The sequence below is a fragment of the Pseudomonas sp. P1_F7 genome (genome assembly GCF_056405655.1).
Genome location: NZ_JBFUBR010000017.1, coordinates 38,869 through 61,513 on the forward strand (window position 1 = coordinate 38,869; position 22,645 = coordinate 61,513).

The 22,645-nt window shown below is 62.1% G+C and carries 3 protein-coding genes; 2 read left to right on the forward strand and 1 reads right to left on the reverse strand.

Translation table 11 applies throughout. The features are described 5' to 3' along the window. The first annotated feature begins 237 nt into the window (after positions 1-237). Complete coding sequence (locus tag AC1D1M_RS23960) at positions 238-10,773, forward strand: peroxidase family protein (protein ID WP_477777515.1); 10,536 nt, start codon at positions 238-240, stop codon at positions 10,771-10,773. 200 nt (positions 10,774-10,973) lie between these two features. Here the strand turns inward: AC1D1M_RS23960 and AC1D1M_RS23965 are convergent, their stop codons facing one another. Further along, on the reverse strand, positions 10,974-11,177 hold the full coding sequence (locus tag AC1D1M_RS23965) for a hypothetical protein (RefSeq protein ID WP_477777516.1): 204 nt from the start codon (positions 11,175-11,177) through the stop codon (positions 10,974-10,976). 641 nt (positions 11,178-11,818) lie between these two features. Between AC1D1M_RS23965 and AC1D1M_RS23970 the strand changes: the two genes are divergently transcribed. Further along, entirely contained in the window at positions 11,819-22,510 is a 10,692-nt protein-coding gene (locus AC1D1M_RS23970; RefSeq protein ID WP_477777517.1) for a peroxidase family protein, read from the forward strand. Positions 22,511-22,645: the final 135 nt, after the last annotated feature.

Consider the following 22,645-nt stretch of genomic DNA (forward strand, 5'->3'; position numbering starts at 1 on the left):
CCAGGACGTTCGCCTTCACTTCCAGATTCCATGGCCCGCCCAAGGCTCGGATTCGCTCTGCCTGATCACCCGGCGAGCAACTCACTTCGCGAATTCCAGACGTGTATCCCGGGTCCCGGGTAACGCCAGCTCTCGCTAAAAAACATAACCAACAAACTGCGCAAGCCAGCACTTGACTCGGCGCGGCGGGACTTTCTCGTCCTGTGCCTTTACCCAGACATATCGAGGGCAATCCAAATGGCCAACTTTAATCAATCCGATCTTGAGTTCATTCTCCAGCAGATTTTCATCGCGGAAGCGAATACTGCCGGCCAGTCGCTCGCCAGCCTGATACCGAACCCGGAATTTGCTTTCGGTCTGCGCACGGTCGACGGGACGTTTAACAACCTGAGACTGGGTCAGAGCGAGTTCGGCGCAGCCGACAACTTTTTCCCGCGCATGACCACTCCAGTCTTCCTCCCGGCTGAGGCGGGCACCTCTTACACCCAGACCAGTGGCCTGGTGATCGACTCGCAGCCACGCACCATCAGCAACCTGATCGTCGACAATACCGCCAGTAACCCGGCGGCGGTCGCGGCCGCGTTCGATCCCGGTCTGGATGGCATCCTCGGCACGGTTGACGATGTGTTGAAGGCCGGTGCGCAGGTCGTTACTGGAACCCGTACCGACGGCACGACGTTCCAGACCTTTTTCATTCCTAACCAGTCGCCGGACGCGGGCCTGTCCGCGCCGTTCAACCCGTGGATGACCTTCTTCGGTCAGTTCTTCGACCACGGCCTCGACCTGGTGACCAAGGGCGGCAGCGGCACAGTGTTCATCCCGCTGCAGCCGGACGATCCGCTGTTCGTCCCGGGCAGCCCGACCAACTTCATGGTGTTGACACGGGCCACCAACCTGCCCGGGCCCGATGGCATCCTCGGCACCGCTGACGACATCCACGAGGCTTCAAACACCACCACGCCATTCGTCGACCAGAACCAGACCTACAGCTCGCATCCCTCGCACCAGGTGTTCCTGCGCGCCTATGAACTCGATGCCGCCGGCAAGCCGGTGGCGACCGGCAAGCTGATCACCAACCGTGACCTGGGCGCCGATGGCCTGTTCGGTACTGCCGACGACGTCGAAATCGGCGGGATGGCCACCTGGAAAGTGGTGAAGGCGCAGGCGCGCGACATGCTTGGCATCGATCTCGACGATCTCGACGTCCTCGACCTGCCGCTGTTGGCGACCGACGCGTACGGCAACTTCATTCGGGGGGCGAACGGCTTTGCGCAGATCGTGACCACGACCGGCTTGGTCGAGGGCAATCCGCTGGCGCCGATCGACGCATCGCTGGCGATCCGCACCGGTCACCAGTTCCTCATCGACATCGCACACAATGCCAGCCCGGTGGACAGCCAGACGGGTGCGCCACTGACGGCCGATGCCGACCTCGTTGCCGGCGGCCCGCTGGCCGCAGGCTTCTACGACAACGAGCTGCTCGACGCGCACTACATCGCCGGCGACGGCCGGGTCAACGAGAACATCGGCCTGACCACCGTCCACTCCATCTTCCACTCCGAGCACAACCGGCTGGTCCAGCAGACCAAGGACACGGTCCTGGCCTCAGCGGCCGCCGGCGACCTGACGTTCCTGAACCAGTGGCTGCTGACGCCCGTCACGTCTGTTCCTGCTGATCTGTCGACCTTGAACTGGAACGGTGAGCGCCTGTTCCAGGCGGCGAAATTCGGCACCGAGATGCAGTATCAGCACCTGGTGTTCGAAGAGTTCGCGCGCACCATTCAACCGCAGGTCGATGCCTTCCTTGACTTCGATGACACAATCAATCCGTCGATCGTCGCCGAGTTCGCGCACACGGTCTTTCGCTTCGGCCACTCGATGCTGACCGAGACCATTGACCGGCTGGACCCCAATTTCGTCTCCAGCGAGATCGGCCTGATTCAGGCCTTCCTCAACCCGCTGGCGTTTGCGACCAGTGGCCCGACCCCGGAGCAGGCGGCCGGCGCCATCGTCCGCGGCTTGACGCGCCAGGTCGGCAACGAGATCGATGAGTTCGTCACCGAAGCGGTGCGCAACAACTTGCTGGGCCTGCCGCTCGACCTGCCCGCCCTCAACATCGCGCGCGGCCGCGATACCGGCATCCCGTCCTTGAACGCGGCGCGCCGTGAATTCTACGCCGGCACCGGCGACAGCCAGCTGAAGCCCTACACCAGCTGGGTCGATTTGGTGCAACACCTGAAGCACCCGGAATCGCTGATCAACTTCATCGCCGCCTACGGCACGCACGCCTCCATTACCAGCGCCACCACGCTCGACGCGAAACGCGCAGCGGCCACGCTCCTGGTGTTGGGCGGCGTCGGTGAGCCAGCGGATCGCCTGGACTTCCTCAACAGCACCGGCGTCTATGCCAACCTGGTAAATGGGGCAACCATTACCGGCGTTGATGCCATCGACTTCTGGATCGGCGGCCTGGCCGAGGAAAAAATGCCGTTCGGCGGCATGCTCGGCTCGACCTTCAACTTCGTCTTCGAGGACCAGCTCGAGAAGCTGCAAAACGGCGACCGGCTCTACTATCTGCACCGCACCCAGGGACTCAACTTCCTGAGCGAGCTCGAGAACAACTCGTTCGCCAAGATGGTGATGCTCAACACCGACGCAACCCATCTCCCGGCCCTCATGTTCTCGAGCCCGACCTTTACTCTCGAGGTCGACCCCACCAGGCAGTTCAACCGGAGCGTGATTGCCGGTCCGGACGGCATACTGGGCACCGTCGACGACCTGCCCGGCAATGCCGATCCCACTGGTGGCATCATCATCAACGGCGTCGTGATCACGCCGCTGGTCATCCGCGACAACCCCAACACGGTCGGGCCCGATACCAACTACCTGCAGTACACCGGCGAAGACCATGTCGTGCTCGGCGGCACCGCCGGCAATGACATTCTCGTCGCTGGCGACGGCGACGACACGCTCTGGGGCGACGCCGGTAACGATCGCCTCGAAGGCGGCTACGGCAATGACGAGATCGAGGGTGGCGATGGCGACGACATCATCACCGACATGGGCGGCGACGACGTCATCCACGGAGAGGCCGGCAACGACGTCATCCACGGCGGCAACGGCGCCAATATCATCCTCGGCGGCGCCGGCAACGATTTCATCGTCACCGGCGAGGACTTTACGGAGGTCTTCGCTGGCGCCGGCAATGACTTCATGCTCGGCAGCCGGCTGAACCTGCAAATGATGGGCGGCGATGGCGACGACTGGATCGAGGTCGGGACCCAGGACGGCGCCCCCGGCGACAATTTCGCCGGTAACCTGCCACTGGCTTTGCTGGCAGAGTTGACCGGCGGCAACGACGTCTTCAGCGGTGACGGCGGCTTCGATGAAATGATCGGTGAAGGCGGCGATGACATCTTCATCGGCAGTGAGGGCCCGGACAAGATGTTGGGCATGTCCGGTTTCGACTGGGCCACCTACAAGGATGACCCTTACGGCGTGACTGTGGACATGAGCCGCATCGCCTTCGAACAATCGCCCCTGTCGCCTTCGGTTGCAGGCGTGCATACCACGTTCCCCCAGGTGGAAGGTCTGTCGGGGTCGGTGTTCAGCGACATGCTGACCGGCGATGATGCCGACGCGGCCACGATCGCCGCTGCCGGTGTCCCAGGCAGCGTGCTCACCAATATTGACCTCGTCAACGGTCTGCGGGCGTTTCTTGGTGCGGCTGCAGCCGGCCCGGACGGTATCGTGGGCACGGCAGACGATCAGTTCGGCGCGGGCAACATCGTCCTCGGCGGTGGTGGCAGCGACATCATCGAAGGCCGCGGCGGTGACGACCTGATCGACGGCGACATGTGGCTGAATGTGCGCATCAGTGTGCGCCAGAACCTTGATGGAACCGGGCCGGAGATTGCCACCTTCGACAGCATGGAGCCCATGATCCCGTTTATGCTCGATGGTACCTTCAACCCCGGTCAGCTCGTCATCGTCCGCGAGATCCTGACGGCTGCCCCCGCCTTTGACACGGCCTTGTTCACGGGCAACCGGCTCGACTATACCGTCACCACTGTGGGCGGCGTGACCACCGTGGCCGACAGCGTCGTCGGGCGCGACGGCACCGACCGCCTGACCAATATGGAGCGGCTGCAGTTCAACGATGAGTCGCTCACCCTGCCAGACGGGGTCGGGCTCAACAACGACCCGCTGGGCTTGCTGACCATACTCGATGCTGCCAGCAACACCCCGGACGCTACGCCGACCACGGGTCAACTGCTGAGGGTATCGGCTGCCGACGTGACTGATGCGGACAACGTCGCTACCGGCGGTGCGATCGCCGGACCGATCGCCTTCTACTGGCAGTTCGAAGCAGTCCCGGGTACGGGCGTCTTTCAGGACATCACCCGTCTTGCGGACGGGGGCGCAGCATTGGCGCACATAACCGGGTCGACCTTCAGGGTGACCCCGGATCTCGCCGGGCTGGAGTTGCGCGTCAGGGCTGTCTATAAGGATGAAAATGGCGTGCTCGAGACGGCGTTCTCTGCTCCAACCGCAGCGGTCGTAGCCGGCGTTGCTCCGCCACCGGCAGCCCCGCTGCCGGTCGAGACTCCGGTCGCCAGCACCGGTGTGCACTATATCCGGGCCGATCTGCAGTTCATTCTCGATCAGATTCAGATCGCGGAAAGGAATGCGGCCGGTGAGGATCTCCTCAGCATGCTGCCGAATGCACGGGTGCCTTTGGGCCTGCGCACGGTCGACGGGTCGTTCAACAACCTGGTGACGGGTCAGAACGAGTTCGGTGCAGCCGACACGGTCTTCCCGCGACTGGTTCCGGCGCAGTTCGATACGGCGGAGGCGGGCACCTCTTACGCCCAGACCAGCGGCCTGGTGACCGACTCGCAGCCTCGCACCATCAGCAATCTGATCGCCGACAACACCGCCACCAACCCGGCGGCGGTCGCGGCCACGTTCGATCCCGGTCTGGATGGCATCCTCGGCACGGTTGACGATGTCTTGAAGGACGGTGCGCAGGTGGTTACTGGAACCCGTACCGACGGCACGACGTTCCAGACCTTTTTCATGGCTAACGAGGCGCCGGACGCAGGTCTGTCCGCACCGTTCAATACCTGGATGACCTTCTTCGGTCAGTTCTTCGACCACGGCCTCGACCTGGTGACCAAGGGCGGCAGCGGCACGGTGTTCATCCCGCTGCAACCGGACGATCCGCTGTTCGTTGCGGGCAGCCCGACCAACTTCATGGTGTTGACGCGGGCCACCAACCTGCCCGGGCCCGATGGCATCCTCGGCAACGCCGACGACATCCACGAGGCTGCAAACACCACCACGCCGTTCGTCGACCAGAACCAGACCTATACCTCGCACCCTTCGCACCAGGTGTTCCTGCGCGCCTACGAGTTCAATGCCACCGGCGATCCGGTGGCGACCGGCAAGCTGATTACCAACCGTGACCTGGGCGCCGATGGCCTGTTCGGCACTGCCGACGACGTCGAAATCGGTGGGATGGCTACCTGGAAAGTGGTAAAGGCGCAGGCACGCGATCTGCTTGGCATTAATCTTACTGATGCCGACTTCGACAACGTGCCGCTGCTCGCCACCGACGCCTACGGCAATTTCATCAAGGGCCCGAACGGCTTCCCGATGGTCATGATGAGGGGCGCGGATGGTATTGCTGATACCGCCGATGATGTTCTCGTCGAGGGTAATCCTGCTGCGCCGATCAGCCTGGTCAATGCCGTGCGCACCGGCCACCAGTTCCTCATCGATGTCGCCCACACCGCCGTTCCGGTGGACAGCCAGACCGGTGCGCCACTGACGGCCGATGCCGACCTCGTTGCCGGCGGCCCGGTGGCCGCAGGCTTCTACGACAACGAACTGCTTGACGCGCACTACATCGCCGGCGACGGCCGGGTCAACGAGAACATTGGCCTGACCACCGTCCACTCCATCTTCCACTCGGAGCACAACCGTCTGGTCCAGCACACCAAGGATGTGGCCATCGCCTCCAACGATGTCAACTTCCTGAACCAGTGGCTGATGCCCGATGCCCAATTGTTGGTGTTGCCAACAACCGCGGCTGAGATCGCTGCCCTGCACTGGAACGGAGAGCGCCTGTTCCAGGCGGCGAAATTCGGTACCGAGATGCAGTATCAGCACCTGGTGTTCGAAGAGTTCGCGCGTACCATTCAGCCGAACATCGATCCCTTCCTTGGCGAACACCAGAATTATCAAACCGAGATCGACCCGGCGATCGTCGCCGAGTTCGCGCACGCGGTCTATCGCCTCGGCCACTCGATGCTGGTCGAGACCATCGACCGGCTAGACCCAAACTTCGTCTCAAGCGAGGTCGGCCTGATTCAGGCCTTCCTCAATCCGCTGGCGTTTGCGGCCAGTGGCCCGACCCCGGAGCAGGCGGCCGGTGCCATCGTCCGCGGCGTGACGCGCCAGGTCGGCAACGAGATCGATGAGTTCGTCACCGAAGCGGTGCGCAACAACTTGCTGGGCCTGCCGCTCGACCTGCCCGCCCTCAACATCGCGCGCGGTCGTGATACCGGGCTTCCGACCCTGAACGAGGCGCGTCGTGAGTTCTACACCGCGACCGGCGACAGCAACCTGAAGCCCTACATCAGCTGGGCCGATTTGGTGCAACACCTGAAGCACCCGGAATCGCTGATCAACTTCATCGCCGCCTATGGCACGCACGCCTCCATTACCAGCGCCACCACGCTCGACGGGAAGCGCGCCGCAGCCTCTCTCCTGGTGTTGGGCGGCGCCGGCGAGCCGGCGGACCGGCTGGACTTCCTCAATAGCACCGGCGCCTGGGCGAGTGGCCCGACCGGCGTCACCATTACCGGTCTGGACAACATCGACCTCTGGATCGGCGGCCTCGCCGAGGAAAAAATGCCGTTTGGCGGCATGCTCGGCTCGACCTTCAACTTCGTGTTCGAGACCCAGATGGAGAAGCTACAGAACGCCGACCGCTTCTACTACCTGGAACGCAACGCGGGGCTTAACTTCGTCACCGAGTTGGAGAACAACTCGTTCGCGAGGCTGGTGATGGCCAACACCGATGCGACCCACCTCCCAGCCGTCATGTTCTTGACTCCGGCCTTTACCCTCGAGGTCGACCCGACCAGGCAGTTCAACGAGAGCGTGATTGCCGGGCCGGATGGCATACTGGTCGACAATCCATTGACGCCAGTCAATGAGGCCGCCGACAACCTGCCGGGCAATGCCGACCCTGTCGGCGGCATCCTCCTCACGCCGCTGGTCATTCGGGACAACCCTGCGACGGTCGGCCCTGATACCAACTACCTGCAGTACACCGGCGAAGATCATGTGGTGCTCGGTGGCTCGGCCGTCAATGACATTCTCGTTTCTGGCGACGGCGACGACACGCTCTATGGCGACGGTGGCAATGACCGCCTCGAGGGTGGCTACGGCAACGACTTCATGGTCGGGGGCGACGGCGACGACATCATCGCGGACATCGGGGGCGACGACACCATTCATGGCGGCGACGGCAACGACGTCATCCACAGTGGCAACGGCGTGAATCTGAACCTCGGCGGCTTCGGCAAGGACTTCATCGTCACCGGTGAGGACTCCTCGGAGGTCTTCGGTGGCGCGGGCGACGACTTCATCATGGGCAGTATCGCCGACGAACAACTGATGGGTAACGAAGGTGACGACTGGATCGAGAGGGGAACGGCCGATGGTGCTCCCGGCGACAATTTCGACCCGAACGGGCTCGACCTGATACGCGGTAACGACATCTTCATCGGCACCGGCTCGCCCGACAGATTCATGGCCGAAGGCGGCGACGATATCATGTACGGCAACGGCGGTGCGGGCGACCGCTACCTGGGCGGTTCCGGTTACGACTGGGCCGGCTTCAAGGACGACCCGTTCGGCGTGAGCGTCGACCTGGGCCTCGCCGACATCGCTCTCGCGGCGCCACTGCCGGAGTTGGGCGCAACCGTGGCTCGGTTCCGTCAGGTGGAAGGTCTGTCGGGATCGCACTTCAGTGACATCCTGCGTGGCAATGAAGCCGATGCCACCGTGATCGCGGCTGCCGGTGCTCAGGGCAGCGTGCTCACCAACTTCGACCTGATCAGCGGCCTGCGCTCGTTCGTCGGCACCGCCGGCAACGGCGCGGATGGCATCGCCGGCACAGCCGACGATCAGTTCGGCGCCGGCAACATCGTCCTCGGCGGTGGCGGCAGCGACATCATCGAAGGTGATGGTGGCGATGACCTGATCGACGGTGACAAGTGGCTCAACGTACGTATCAGCGTGCGGCAGAACATTGATGGCACAGGTCCGGAGATCGCAACGTTCGACAGCATGGTCCCGTTGGTGCCGCTCATGCTCAATGGTACCTTCAACCCCGGCCAACTCGTCGCCGTCCGTGAGATCCTGACGGATGCGCCTGACCCCCTTAACCCTGGCCATTCCTTCGACACGGCCCTGTACACCGGCCTTCTGGCCGACTACACCGTCATCGAGAACGTCGACGGCACCGTTACGGTCACCGACAGTGTCGTTGGCAGGGACGGGATCGACACGCTCAGCAATATCGAGCGGCTGCAGTTCGCCGATCAGTCGCAGGTTCTCGTCGCTGGCTTGAACACCGAGCCGGTTGGCTTGCTGAGGATCAGCGATGGCACGCCGGCCGTTGGCCAAGTGTTGACGGTGTTGGCCGACACCGTCAGCGATGCGGACAATGTCACTACGGGCGGTGCGATCACCGGTCCCATCGCCTTCGTATGGCAGGTCGAAACAAACCCGGGCTCCGGTATCTTCGACGACATCGGTATTGCGCTCGGAGGCGGACTAGGAACCGCGACCGGTCCGACCTTCACGGTGACCGCGGCTGAGGAGGGACTGCTGCTGCGCGTCAGGGCCGTCTATCAGGACGCCCACGGCGTGCTGGAAAGCGTGTTCTCGGCGCCGACCGCGCCAACTGCGCCGCTCGGCGGCAGCCCCGTCAACGTCCTACCGGTTGGCACGGTGCTGATCAGCGATACGACCCCGACGGAAGGCTCCGGCTTGACCGCCACGGATGCGTTCACCGACGCCGACGGGACCACGACCTCGGTGATTACCCGTCAGTGGCAGGTGGGGAGCGGTGCGGTCTTTGCCGACATCGCCGGCGCGACGGGCACGACCTTCACGCCCGGCCAGGCGCAGGTCGGTCAGCAACTGCGTGTCGTCGCGAGTTACACCGATGACCTCGGCACACTTGAGCGAGTCACCTCTGCCGCAACGACAGTGGTCGGTGATCTGTTTGTCGGTACCGCCGGTGCCGACATATTCACCGGCACGGCAGGCGACGACGTGGCCAGCGGAGGTGATGGCAACGACATCCTGAACGGCTTGGGTGGCAACGACATCCTCAATGGTGACGCGGGCAATGACATTCTCATCGGGGGAGCGGGTGTCGACACCATGGCTGGAGGTCTCGGCGACGATATCTATGAAGTTACCGACCTTGGGGACGTGGTGACCGAGCTCGCCGGTGGCGGCAATGACACGGTCTGGACCTCGCTCGCGAGCTACACCCTGGGTGCCAACGTCGAAAATCTGTTTTTCGGCGGCAGCGGCAACTTCGCGGGCACCGGCAACGCGCTCGACAATACGCTCGTGGGCGGTGCGGGTATTGATGTCCTCATCGGTGGCGCAGGTGCCGACACGATGGCCGGCGGTGGCGGCAACGATGTCTACGAAGTCACCGACCTTGGGGACGTGGTGAGCGAGCTCGCCGGTGCCGGCATCGACACGCTCTGGACCTCGCTGGCGAGCTACACCCTGGGTGCCAACGTCGAGAATCTGTTTTTCGGCGGCAGCGGCAACTTTGCGGGCACCGGCAACGCGCTCGACAACATCATCGTGGGCGGGGCGGGTAACGACGTCCTCATCGGTGGCGCAGGTAACGACACCATCATCGGTCACGCAGGTGCCGACACGATGGTCGGTGGCGTCGACAACGATACCTATGAAGTCGACGACCTTGGGGATGTGGTGACCGAGCTCGCCGGTTCTGGCAGCGACACGGTCTGGACCTCGCTTGCGAGCTACACCCTGGGTGCCGACGTCGAAAATCTGTTTTTCGGCGGCAGCGGCAACTTTGCGGGCACCGGCAACGGGCTGGCCAACATCATCGTGGGAGGGGCGGGTAACGACGTCCTCAGCGGCGGCGCAGGTAACGACACCATCATCGGTCGTGCAGGTGCCGACACGATGGTCGGTGGCGTCGGCAACGATACCTACGAAGTCACCGACCTTGGTGACGTGGTGACCGAGCTTGGCGGTGAGGGTATTGACTCGGTCTGGAGCTCGCTCGCGAGCTCCACCCTGGATGCCAACGTCGAGAATCTGTTTTTCGGCGGCAGCGGCAACTTCGCGGGCACTGGCAACGCGCTCGGCAACGTGATCGTGGGTGGTGCGGGCAACGACGTTTTCACCGGCGGTGGCGGTAACGACACGCTGCTCGGCGGCGGCGGCAACGATATCTTCGCGTTTGGCCCGAGCTTCGGCAACGATGCGATCCTGGACTTCGGAGCCAATCCGGCCGCAGGGCAGGACTTGCTCGATGTCACGGCGCTGGCGATCAGCAGCGCGACGTTCGCTGCCGACGTGAGCATAGCGGCTGACGGGGCGGACACGGTGGTTGGGATCGGAGTGGACTCCATCCGCCTTGTGGGTGTCAGCAGCGCGACCGTTGATCAGACGGACTTCATTCTGGTCGCCTGAGGTCCTGGTCAGTACTGTCGCAGGGAGCGTGGACCGCGGAGGGGAGGGCAATGGATGCCCTCCCTTTCTCCTTTCACTCAATTGCCTCATGAAATGCATTCGGTGTGGGAATTCAGGGAGGGCTGAATCGACCAGGGTTTTGCAGCGATAGCGATGATCATGGCGTTGCGAGCTGCTCTCGCATAATCGGAGACGTTTTTCTATTTTTCCGGCGTGAAATAGCTCTTTTCAATAGCTTTGCGGGTCGAGGCAATGATTTCCTTGCGAGTTCGTTCTTTCTCGACTGCTCGGGACAGGACTAGCGCTTCCACACATTGAGCGATGACGGCCCATGCCGCATCAGGGCTACCGAGACGATCGGCCCAGGCTTTCTGTATTTGCTTCAGGCCTTTTTCGACGGCCACCCGTACCTCCGGTTCGGCGCGCGCAATCTCTCCACCCAAGGCTGGAGGGACACAACCTCCTTCTGAATGAAGGACATGAAAGGTACTTAGGTAGTTACGCGCTGCGACGTTATTCCTTTGTTATTTGCACTCCCGGTAGTTAGAAATAACATTTCGCTCTATACCTGCACTCAACTTCCTATATATCTTTTAAAAACAGCTAGTTGTGATGCCTAGCGCCAGTCGTCAGTTTTAGCGACGTAATATTGACAAAGGTTTGTTATGGAACTTTAGTCTTAGTTATCGGGGGGCCCGCCCGCCTGAAGCTTGCCATCGCTTTGGCAACGCAAGGCGCGGTGACTCTCCTGAGAGGAGCAGAGTTATGTCGATCATTTCGTTCTTTTGCAGAGGGAAGGGGCTGACCAGGACGTTCGCCTTCACTTCCAGATTCCATGGCCCGCCCAGGGCTCGAATCCGCTCTGCCTGATCGCCAAGCGAGCAATTCATTTCGCGAATTCCAGGCGCGTATCCCGGGTCTCGGGTAACGCCAGAGCTCTCTCTAAAAAACATAACCAACACACTGCGCAAGCCAGCACTTGACTTGGCGCGGGAGGATTTTCTCGTCCCGTGCCTTTACCCAAATAGATCGAGGGCAATCCAAAATGGCCAATTTCAGCAAGTCGGACCTGGAGTTCATCCTTAAGCAAATCTTTATCGCAGAAGCGAATGCCGACGGCGCAAGCCTCATTGATTTGCTTCCCAACTCTCAGGTGCCATTCGGCCTGCGTACCGTTGATGGCAGCTTCAACAACCTGGTCACCGGCCAGACCGAGTTTGGCACTGCGGACAATGCCTTCCCGCGCCTGCTTGATCCCTCGTTTCTGGATGCATATGCCGGGACAGGGACGGTGATCGATCCGCAACCACGGATTATCAGTAACCTGATCGTCGACCAGACCGCCAACAACCCGGCGGCCTATGCCTCAGCGTTCGACCCGGGCCTGGACGGTGTGCTCAACTTCGGCGTGGTGGGTGCGGGTAATGACGACGTACTCAAGGATGGCGTTCAGATAGTCACCAGCCCCGGGCTGGATGGCGTGTTCGGCACGGCCGATGACAAGGATGTGTTCTTCTTTCCCAATGTGTCGCCGGACGTCGGCCTGACCGCCAGCTTCAACTCGTGGATGACCTTCTTCGGCCAGTTCTTCGACCACGGACTCGACCTGGTCACCAAGAGCGCTACCGACTTCGTGTTTATTCCGCTGCAAGCGGACGATCCGTTGTTCGTAACGGGTGGCCCCAACTTCATGGTGCTGCCACGTGCGGTGCGTACCGCCGGCGCGGACGGAATAGTCGGCACCACCGATGATGGCCAGACCAACACCACCTCGCCATTCGTCGACCAGAGCCAGACCTACAGCTCGCACCCGTCGCATCAGGTGTTCCTGCGCGAGTACGTCCTCAACGCGGCCGGCGATCCTGTTGCAACGGGGCGCTTGATTACCAACCGCGACCTCGGCGCCGATGGCCTGTTCGGCACTGCCGATGATGGCAGCGGCGAAAATGGCGGCATGGCGACCTGGAAGGTGGTCAAGGCCCAGGCCCGTGACATTCTCGGCATTGACCTGACTGACGCCGATGTACACAACGTGCCGTTGCTGGCAACCGATGCGTACGGCAACTTCATCCGCGGGCCGAACGGCATGCCGCAGGTGGTGATTCGCATCAGCAACGGCGCTGACGGCATCGCCGGGACAGCTGATGACGTCACTCAACTGGTCGAAGGCAATCGGGCTGCTCCGATCAGTCTGGCCAACGCCGTGAGCACCGGGCATGGCTTCCTCGACGACATCGCCCACAATGCCGCGCCAGTCGTCGCCAATGGGGTTCTGCAGGCGGATGCTGATGGCGCTATCGGCAATGCGCAGCCAACTGACGGGGTCGGCAACAACCTGACCTATGACAACGAACTGCTCGACGCCCACTATATTGCCGGCGACGGCCGGGTGAACGAGAACATCGGCCTGACCACCGTGCACCATGTGTTCCACTCCGAGCACAACCGCCTGGTCCAGCAAACCAAGGACACCCTCATAGCCGCCGGCGACCTGGCCTTCCTCAATGAGTGGCTGGCGGTCGACGTGGCCGCGATTCCGACTACACCCGCCGAGATTGCAGCGTTGGTGTGGGACGGCGAACGCCTGTTCCAGGCCGCCAAGTTCGGCACCGAGATGCAGTACCAGCACCTGGTGTTCGAGGAGTTCGCGCGGACCATTCAGCCGCAGGTCGACGAATTCCTTGCGCCCAGCGGGTATGACACCTCGATCAACCCGGCAATCCTCGCCGAGTTCGCCCACGTGGTGTACCGCTTCGGTCACTCGATGTTGACCGAGACCGTCGATCGCTTCGACCCTGCGTTCAATCCGCTCCTCACTGACCCGGCCAACCCGGACTCGCAACTCGGCCTGATCGCGGCCTTCCTCAATCCGCTGGCGTTCGCCAGCAGCGGGGTGACTGCGGACCAGGCGGCAGGGGCGATCGTTCGCGGTGTGACCCGCCAGGTCGGCAACGAACTCGATGAGTTCGTCACCGAAGCGTTGCGCAACAACCTGCTCGGTCTGCCGCTCGATTTGCCGAGCCTGAACCTGGCGCGTGGTCGCGACACCGGCATCCCCACCTTGAACGAGGCGCGGCGTGAGTTCTACGCATCCACCGGCGACAGTCAACTCAAACCGTACATTAGTTGGGCTGACCTGGCGGACAGCCTCAAACACCCCGAGTCGCTGGTCAACTTCATCGCGGCCTATGGCACGCATAGCACGATCACGGCGGCGCTCACGCTGGCAGACAAACGCGCTGCAGCCTTTGCGCTAGTATTCAATGTTGCGGGTTCGCCGGCTGACCGCCTGGACTTCCTCAACAGCACCGGTGACTATGCCAACGTAACGACGGCCGGCAAGGATGGGGTACTGGGTACTGCAGATGACCTGACGGGCGTGACGATCACAGGCGTCGACGACATCGACTTCTGGGTCGGTGGCCTCGCCGAACAGAAGATGCCGTTCGGCGGGATGCTCGGCTCGACGTTCAACTTCGTGTTTGAAACCCAGATGGAGGCGTTGCAGAACGGCGACCGCTTCTACTACCTGTCGCGTACCGCGGGCCTGAACTTCGGCGCCGAGTTGGAGAACAACTCCTTTGCCAAGCTGATCATGCTCAATACCGATGTCACCCACCTGGCGAACACCGTGTTCCTGACGCCGACGTTCACTCTCGAAGTGAATCAGGCCACTCAGTTCACCGGCCTTGGCCTGGATAGCCGCGCCGATCCGACGGGCGGCATCATGATCAACGGCGTGGAAGTCGTGCCGCTGGTGATCCGCGACAACCCCGACACCCCCGGTGCGGACACTAACTATCTGCAGTACACCGGTGAAGACCATATCGTCATGGGCGGCACCGCCGGCAATGACATCATCATTTCCGGTGAAGGCGATGACACCGTTTACGGCGACGCCGGCAACGACCGCCTCGAAGGCGGTGCCGGGAACGATGCGGTACTGGGCGGCGCGGGCGATGACATCATCTCCGACTCGTTCGGCGACAACCGGCTGGAGGGCAATGCCGGTAACGATGTGATCGTGGCCGGCAGCATGCTTGCTGCAGGCAACCTGATCCTGGGTGGCGATGGCCAGGACTTCATCATCACCACCGAAGACATCAGCATCACCTTCGGCGGTCAGGGTGACGACTTCATCCTCGGTGCCAAGACCAACCTGCCACCTACCGGCAACGAAGGTGATGACTGGATCGAGAAGGGCACCCAGGACGGTGCGCCTGGCGACAACTTCTCGCCGTTGCTCAATGACGATGTGATCGGTAACGACATCTTTGTCGGTGGTGGCGGCTTTGACGAAATGATCGGCGAGGGTGGCGATGACATCTTTGTCGGCAGCGATGCCCAGGACAAGATGGACGGTATGTCCGGCTTCGACTGGGTGACCTACAAGAATGACAGGGTCGGCGTGACCGCTGACCTGAGCATGGCCGCACTGGCGCAGCCACACGGCAATACACCAAATCAGAATGCCGGGGTGTTCAATCCGGTCGGCGCCTCGCCAGCCTCGATTCTCGACCGTTTTGCCGAGGTCGAGGGACTGTCCGGTTCGAGTTTCGGCGATGTGCTCAAAGGCGATGATGTCGATGCGGACACTATCATCAACCACGGTGGTGCCACGGGCAGTGCGCTGACCAATGTCGCGTTGATCCGCGGACTGGACCAGTTCCTGGCCGATGCCGGATTGCCGACCACCGGATTTGCCACTGGCAACATCATCCTCGGCGGTAATGGCAGCGACCTGATCGAGGGCCGCGGTGGCGATGACCTGATCGACGGCGACAAATGGATCAACGTCAGAATTGCCGTTTATGCCGCCGGCGACGTCAACCATACCGGTCCCGAGATTGCCAGCTTTGACAGCATGGTCGACATGATCCCGTTCATGCTGGACCGCACCTATAACCCTGGTCAGCTCAAGGCCGTGCGGGAAGTCATGCCCGGCACCTCGACGGGCGGGGCGGCCTTCGACACCGCCATCTTCTCCGGGCTTCAGGACGAGTATACGGTTACTGTTGACGACCGCGGCACGGCCACTTTGGCGGACGATGTCTATACAGTGATAGATAGCGTAGTGGGGCGCGACGGCACCGATACCCTGCTGCATATCGAACGCCTGCAATTCGCCGATGATCAGCTAGTGCTGGTGCCGGGGCAGAATCTACAACCAACTGGCAGCCCGACCGTCACGGATGGCAACGGCGGGGCGATAACGGTGGGCGACACGCTGACGGTCAGCGTGGCCGGGGTGCGCGATGGCAACAACATCGCGGCGGGTAATCCGCTGGGCTTGATCACCAACTCCTCGGTGTCCTACATCTGGCAGTTCGAGGCAACCCCAGGCAGCGGCGTATTCGAGGACATCATCCTGTTGCCGGCAGGCGACCTGGCGTTCCAAAGCGCCGACGGCACCGCGTTCAAGGTCTCTCCTGACCTCGCCGGCTTGTCGTTGCGGGTCAAGGCGATCTATCAGGACGGTCACGGCACCACGGAGATCCTGTTCTCCACGCCGACGGCTACCGTAGTTGCCGGTGCACCGATCACGCCAACGCCGCTGGTACCTGTAGTCGATGCCACCGCGGGTGGCGCGGGCCTTAACATGGTCCGCTCCGACCTCAACTTCATCCTTGACCAGATCAAGATTGCCGAGGCTGATGCGGCCGGTCAGGACATCCTCTCGCTGATCCCGAACATCCGCGCGCCGTTGGGCCTGCGTTCGGTCGACGGGTCGAACAACAACCTGATGAACCTCAACGGCAACAACCACACCGAGTTTGGTGCCGCCGATAACGTCTTTCCGCGATTGACCGATCCGGTCTTCAATCCGGCCGAAGGTGTTCCTGCCGGCTTCTTTGGCCCCGGCTCGCCGGCTGTCCCTGGATCGTCGTATGCGCAGAACAGCGGCAATGTGTTTGACTCGCAACCACGCACCATCAGTAACCTGATCGTCGATCAGACGTCGAACAACCCGGCGGCCTATGCCACGGCTTTCGACCCGGGCTTGAACGGGCATCTCGACTTCGGCGTGGTGGGTCCGCTTAATGACGACGTACTCAAGGATGGCGTACGGATAGTCGCCAGCCCCGGACTGGATGGTCAGTTCGGTACTGCCGATGATCACGATGTGTACTTTTTCGAGAACGTCGCGGCGGACGCGGGGTTGTCCGCGCCGTTCAACGCCTGGATGACCTTCTTCGGGCAGTTCTTCGATCATGGCCTGGACCTGGTCACCAAAGGCGGTTCGGGCACCATCTTCATTCCGCTGAAAGAGGATGATCCGTTGTTTGTGCCAGGCGGCAGTGCCAACTTCATGGTGCTGACCCGCGCGACCAACCTGCCAGGGGCGGATGGGGTTCTCGGCACTGCCGACGACATCCATGAGCAAACCAACACCACCACGCCATTCGTGGACCAGAACCAGACCTATAGCTCGCACCCGTCGCACCAGGTGTTCCTGCGTGCCTATGGGCTCAACGCAGCTGGCGATCCGGTGGCCACCGGCAAGCTGATCACCAATCGTGATCTGGGCGCCGATGGCGTGTTCGGCTCTGTCGACGATGTCGAGATCGGCGGCATGGCCACCTGGAAAGTGGTCAAGGCGCAAGCCCATGATCTGCTCGGCATCAATCTCACGGATGCCGATTTCGACAACGTGCCATTGCTGGCGACCGACGCCTACGGCAATTTCATCAAGGGGCCGAACGGCATGCCGCAGGTGGTGATTCGCATCGGTAACGGTGCTGACGGCATTGCCGGGACAGCTGATGACGTCACTCAACTGGTCGAAGGCAACCGGGATGCTCCCATTGATCTGACCAATGCTGTGCGCACCGGTCACCAGTTTCTCATCGACGTTAACCACAATGCAGTGCCGGTGGACGGCCAGACCGGCGCAGCGCTCGCGCCCGATGCGGACAATATCGTGGGTGGTACACCTGCGCCGGGCTTCTACGACAACGAGCTGCTGGATGCGCACTACATCGCTGGCGACGGCCGGGTCAACGAGAACATCGGCCTGACCGCGGTGCATGCGATCTTCCACTCCGAGCACAACCGCCTGGTCCAGCAAACCAAGGATACCGTGCTCGATTCGGGTGACGTGGCCTTCCTCAACGAGTGGTTGCTCACTCCGGTGAGTGCGTTGCCAGCTAACCAGGCTGAGTTCGATGCGCTGGAGTGGAATGGCGAGCGCTTGTTCCAGGCGGCCAAGTTCGGCACCGAAATGCAGTATCAGCACCTGGTGTTCGAGGAGTTTGCGCGGACCATCCAGCCCAACATTGACCTGTTCTTCGCACCGACCCAGGTCTATGACGTCGACCTCGATGCCTCGATCGTCGCCGAGTTCGCCCACACCGTGTACCGGTTTGGCCACTCGATGCTGACCGAGACCGTCGATCGCTTCGATATCGATTTCAGCGTGGTAGGCGATCCGGCCAGCGCTAATCCCGATCAGCAACTGGGCTTGATCGCGGCGTTCCTCAACCCGTTGGCGTACGCCGCCAGTGGCGTGTCGCCAGAGGATGCGACCAGTGCGATCATTCGTGGGGTGACTCGGCAAGCCGGTAACGAAATCGACGAGTTCGTCACCGAGGCGCTGCGCAATAACCTGCTCGGCCTGCCACTCGACTTGCCGGCGATCAACATCGCCCGTGGCCGTGATGTGGGGATACCCTCACTCAACGCGATCCGCCGCGACATCTACAGCCAAACCGGGGATACCCAACTCAAGCCGTACAACAGCTGGGTCGATCTGGTGCAGCACCTCAAGCATCCGGAGTCGTTGATCAACTTCATCGCGGCCTATGGCACGCATGACACGATCACTACGGCGACCACGCTGGAAGGCAAACGCGCTGCGGCGATGTTGCTGGTGTTTGGCGATGGTGGTGTTACTGAGCCATCCGATCGCCTGGACTTCCTCAACGGCACCGGTACCTGGGCCAACGTGACGCTGCCCGGCAATGATGGAGTGCTGGGTACTGCCGACGACCTGAGGGGGGTGACGATCACGGGCGTCGATGCCATCGATCTCTGGATCGGCGGCCTGGCCGAACAGAAAACCCCGTTCGGCGGCATGCTCGGCACGACCTTCAACTTCGTGTTCGAGAACCAGCTGGAAAAACTGCAGGACGGCGACCGCTTCTACTACCTGGAGCGTACCTCTGGCCTGTCCATGAATGCCGAACTTGAAAGCAACTCGTTCGCCAAGCTGATCATGGCCAACACCTCGGCCACGCACTTGCCGGGCCTGGTGTTCTCGGATCCTGGGCTCTACCTGGAAGTGGACCAGGGCAGGCAGTTCAACGAAGGTCTGCTCACAGTCGATCCGCTCGGGCCGAACGGAGAGCAGGTGGTGTTCCGTGACAACCCGCTGACCGTGGGGCTGGACACCAACTACATCCGCTACAACGGTGCCGAGCACATCGTGCTGGGTGGCACAGACAACGCAGACATTCTCATCTCCAGTGAAGGCGATGACACGGTCTGGGGTGATGCCGGCAACGATCGCATCGATGGCGGTGACGGCAACGACCAGCTGCGCGGTGGTGCCGGCGACGACATCATCACCGACACCGGCGGCGACGATAACCTCCAGGGTGGCGACGGCAACGACGTACTGCACGGAGGCAACGGCATCAACCTGATCATTGGCGGGTTCGGCAGCGACTTCATCGTGACCGGTGAGGACGCCTCCGAGGCCATTGGTGGCCAGGGTAATGACTTCATCCTGGGCAGCAAAGCCAACGAACAGGACATGGGTAACGAAGGCGACGACTGGATCGAGAAGGGCACTTCGGACGGTGCACCTGGCGACAACTTCGACCCGCTCGGCAACGATCCGGTGATCGGCCACGATGTCTACATCGGCGGCAACGAGAACGATAAGTTCAACGGAGAAGGCGGCGACGACATCATGGTCGGCAGTCTCGGCTTTGGTGACCGCTATATCGGCGGCTCCGGCTATGACTGGGCGACCTTCAAGGATCTCGCCCAGGGCGTGACCATCGATTACAGCGACCGCTTCTTCGATGTGCCAGTGCAGCCGGGTTCGGGAGCCTCGGCGCTGGTGCGTTTCGACATCATGGAAGGTCTGTCGGGTTCGTCCCACGGTGACTTCCTGCGCGGTGATAACGAAGATGCGACATCGTTACCTACCGCGGGTGCAACCGGCAGTGTGCTGACCAACATCAGTCTGATCAACGGTCTGGCGGGTCTGTTGCCAGTCGGAGCGACGTTCTTCGACGGCGGCAACATCATCCTCGGTGGCAGCGGCAGCGACCTTATCGAAGGCCGCGGTGGTGACGACATCATCGATGGTGACAAGTGGCTGAACGTACGCATCAGCGTACGGGAAAACGCTGATGGCACTGGCGCGGAAATCGCCACGTTCGACAGCATGGCGCCGATGGTTCAGGCAATGCTGAACGGTACTTACAACCCGGGCCAGCTGGTCATCGTGCGGGAGATTCTGACCGGCACTGACAGCTTTGACACCGCGGTGTTCTCCGGTAATTTTTCGGAGTACAGCGTCGCTGTCGATGGCAACACCGTCATCGTGACCGACCTGGTGGCTGGGCGTGATGGCGCCGATCGCCTGACGGGCATCGAACGTCTGCAGTTCGCAGACCAGGCGCAGGCGTCCGGCGTTGGCACCGCCCTGAACAGTGGTCCTGTGGGGCGTCTGGCAATCCTCGATGCTGCCACCGGTGCGCGTACGGATGCGCCTGTCGCCGGCCAACTGTTGCGCGTCAGCGATCAGTCGATACGCGACGCGGACAGCGTGAGTGCGGCCAATCCCACCGGCGCGGTTACCGGTCCGGTGGCTTACTACTGGCAGGTCGAAAACATCCCTGGTTCGGGCGTCTTTGAGGACATCACCTTTATCGCCGCAGGTGAGGCTTCGCGGGCGATCGGCGCCACCTATCTGGTGGCGGACGATGTCGCCGGTCTGAACATCCGTGTTCGGGCGGTGTATCAGGATGCCCAGGGTACGCTGGAGATCGTCGACTCGTCGGGGAACAACGCACCGACTGCAGGGCCGACCATCCTCGGGGTTGCGTTTCCGGACCAGGTGTTGACCGCCGACACGTCGTCCATCATCGACGTCGATGGCCTCAGCAATGCGCAGTTCACCTTCCAGTGGCAGGAGACCAACGGGGTCACCTTCGTCGACATCGTCGGAGCCACCGCCAGCACGTTCACGCTTGGCCTGGCTCAGGTCGGCGATCAGGTGCGCGTGGTGGTCAGTTACGTGGATGACTTCGGTGCGGCCGAAAGCATTGCGTCCGACGCTACAGCCCCGGTGGCCGCCGGTGATGTGTTTGTCGGTACTGCCGGTGTCGACATATGGACCGGCACGACAGGCGACGACATTGCCAGCGGAGGTGCTGGCAACGACATCCTGAACGGCTTGGGCGGCAACGACCTCCTCAATGGTGACGCGGGCAATGACATTCTCATCGGGGGTACGGGTGCCGACACGATGGTCGGCGGTGATGGCGACGATATCTATGAAGTCACCGACTTTGGGGACGTGGTGACCGAGCTCGCCGGTGCCGGCAACGACACGGTCTGGACCTCGCTCGCGAGCTACACCCTGAGTGCCAACGTCGAGAATCTGTTTTTCGGCGGCAGCGGCAACTTCGCGGGCACCGGTAACGCGCTCGACAACACGCTCGTGGGTGGTGCGGGTAATGACGTCCTCATCGGTGGCGCAGGTGCCGACGCGATGGCCGGCGGTGGCGGCAGCGATGTCTACGAAGTCACCGACCTTGGGGACGTGGTGAGCGAGCTCGCCGGTGCAGGCAGCGACACGGTCTGGACCTCGCTTGCGAGTTACACCCTGGGTGCCAACGTCGAAAATCTGTTTTTCGGCGGCAGCGGCAACTTCGCGGGCACCGGTAACGTGCTCGGCAATACGATCGCGGGCGGTGCAGGTAACGACGTCATCATCGGTGCCGGAGGTGCCGACACGATGGCCGGCGGTGCTGGCAGCGATATCTACGAAGCCACCGACCTTGGGGACGTGGTGATCGAGCTCGCCGGTGCCGGCAGCGACACGGTCTGGACCTCGCTCGCGAGCTACAGCCTGAGTGCCAACGTCGAGAATCTGTTTTTCGGCGGCAGCGGCAACTTCGCGGGCTCCGGCAACGTGCTCGACAACACACTGGTGGGCGGTGCTGGTAACGACGTCCTCATCGGTGGCGCAGGTGCCGACACGATGGCCGGCGGTGCTGGCAACGATATCTACGAAGTCACCGACCTTGGGGACGTGGTAGGCGAGAATGCCGGTGGCGGCAACGACACGGTCTGGACCTCGCTCGCGAGCTACACCCTGGGTGCCAACGTCGAAAATCTGTCTTTCGGCGGCAGCGGCAACTTCGCGGGCACCGGCAACGTGCTCGGCAATAATATCGTGGGTGGTGCGGGTAACGACGTTCTCATCGGCGGTGGCGGTAACGACGTGATGAGTGGCGGCGTCGGCAACGATACGTTCGTGTTTGCTGCCGCGGGTTTCGGCAACGATACGATCCTGAACTTCGGAGCCAATTTGGCCGCAGAGCAGGACTTGCTCAATGTCACGGGGCTGGGGATCACCAGCGCGACGTTCGCTGCCAACGTGAGCATAGCGGCTGACGGGGCAGACACGGTGGTTGGGTTCGGGGCGGACTCCATCCGTCTTGTTGGTGTCAGCAGCGCGGCCGTTGATCAGACGGACTTCATTCTGGCCACTTGAGGTCCTGGTCAGTACCGTCGAAGGAGGGCGGAACAGAAGAGGGGAGGGCAATGGATGCCCTCCCTTTCTCCTTCCATTCAATTGCCCGCCAGGTATCGGGGTGCCAGCAACGTACTGGTGCTCATCAAAGCAGGT

Excerpts from the sequence above, each read along its gene's own strand:
- AC1D1M_RS23960 (WP_477777515.1), top strand. The coding sequence starts at position 238 with ATGGCCAACTTTAATCAATCCGATCTTGAGTTCATTCTCCAGCAGATT.
- AC1D1M_RS23970 (WP_477777517.1), top strand. The coding sequence starts at position 11,819 with ATGGCCAATTTCAGCAAGTCGGACCTGGAGTTCATCCTTAAGCAAATC.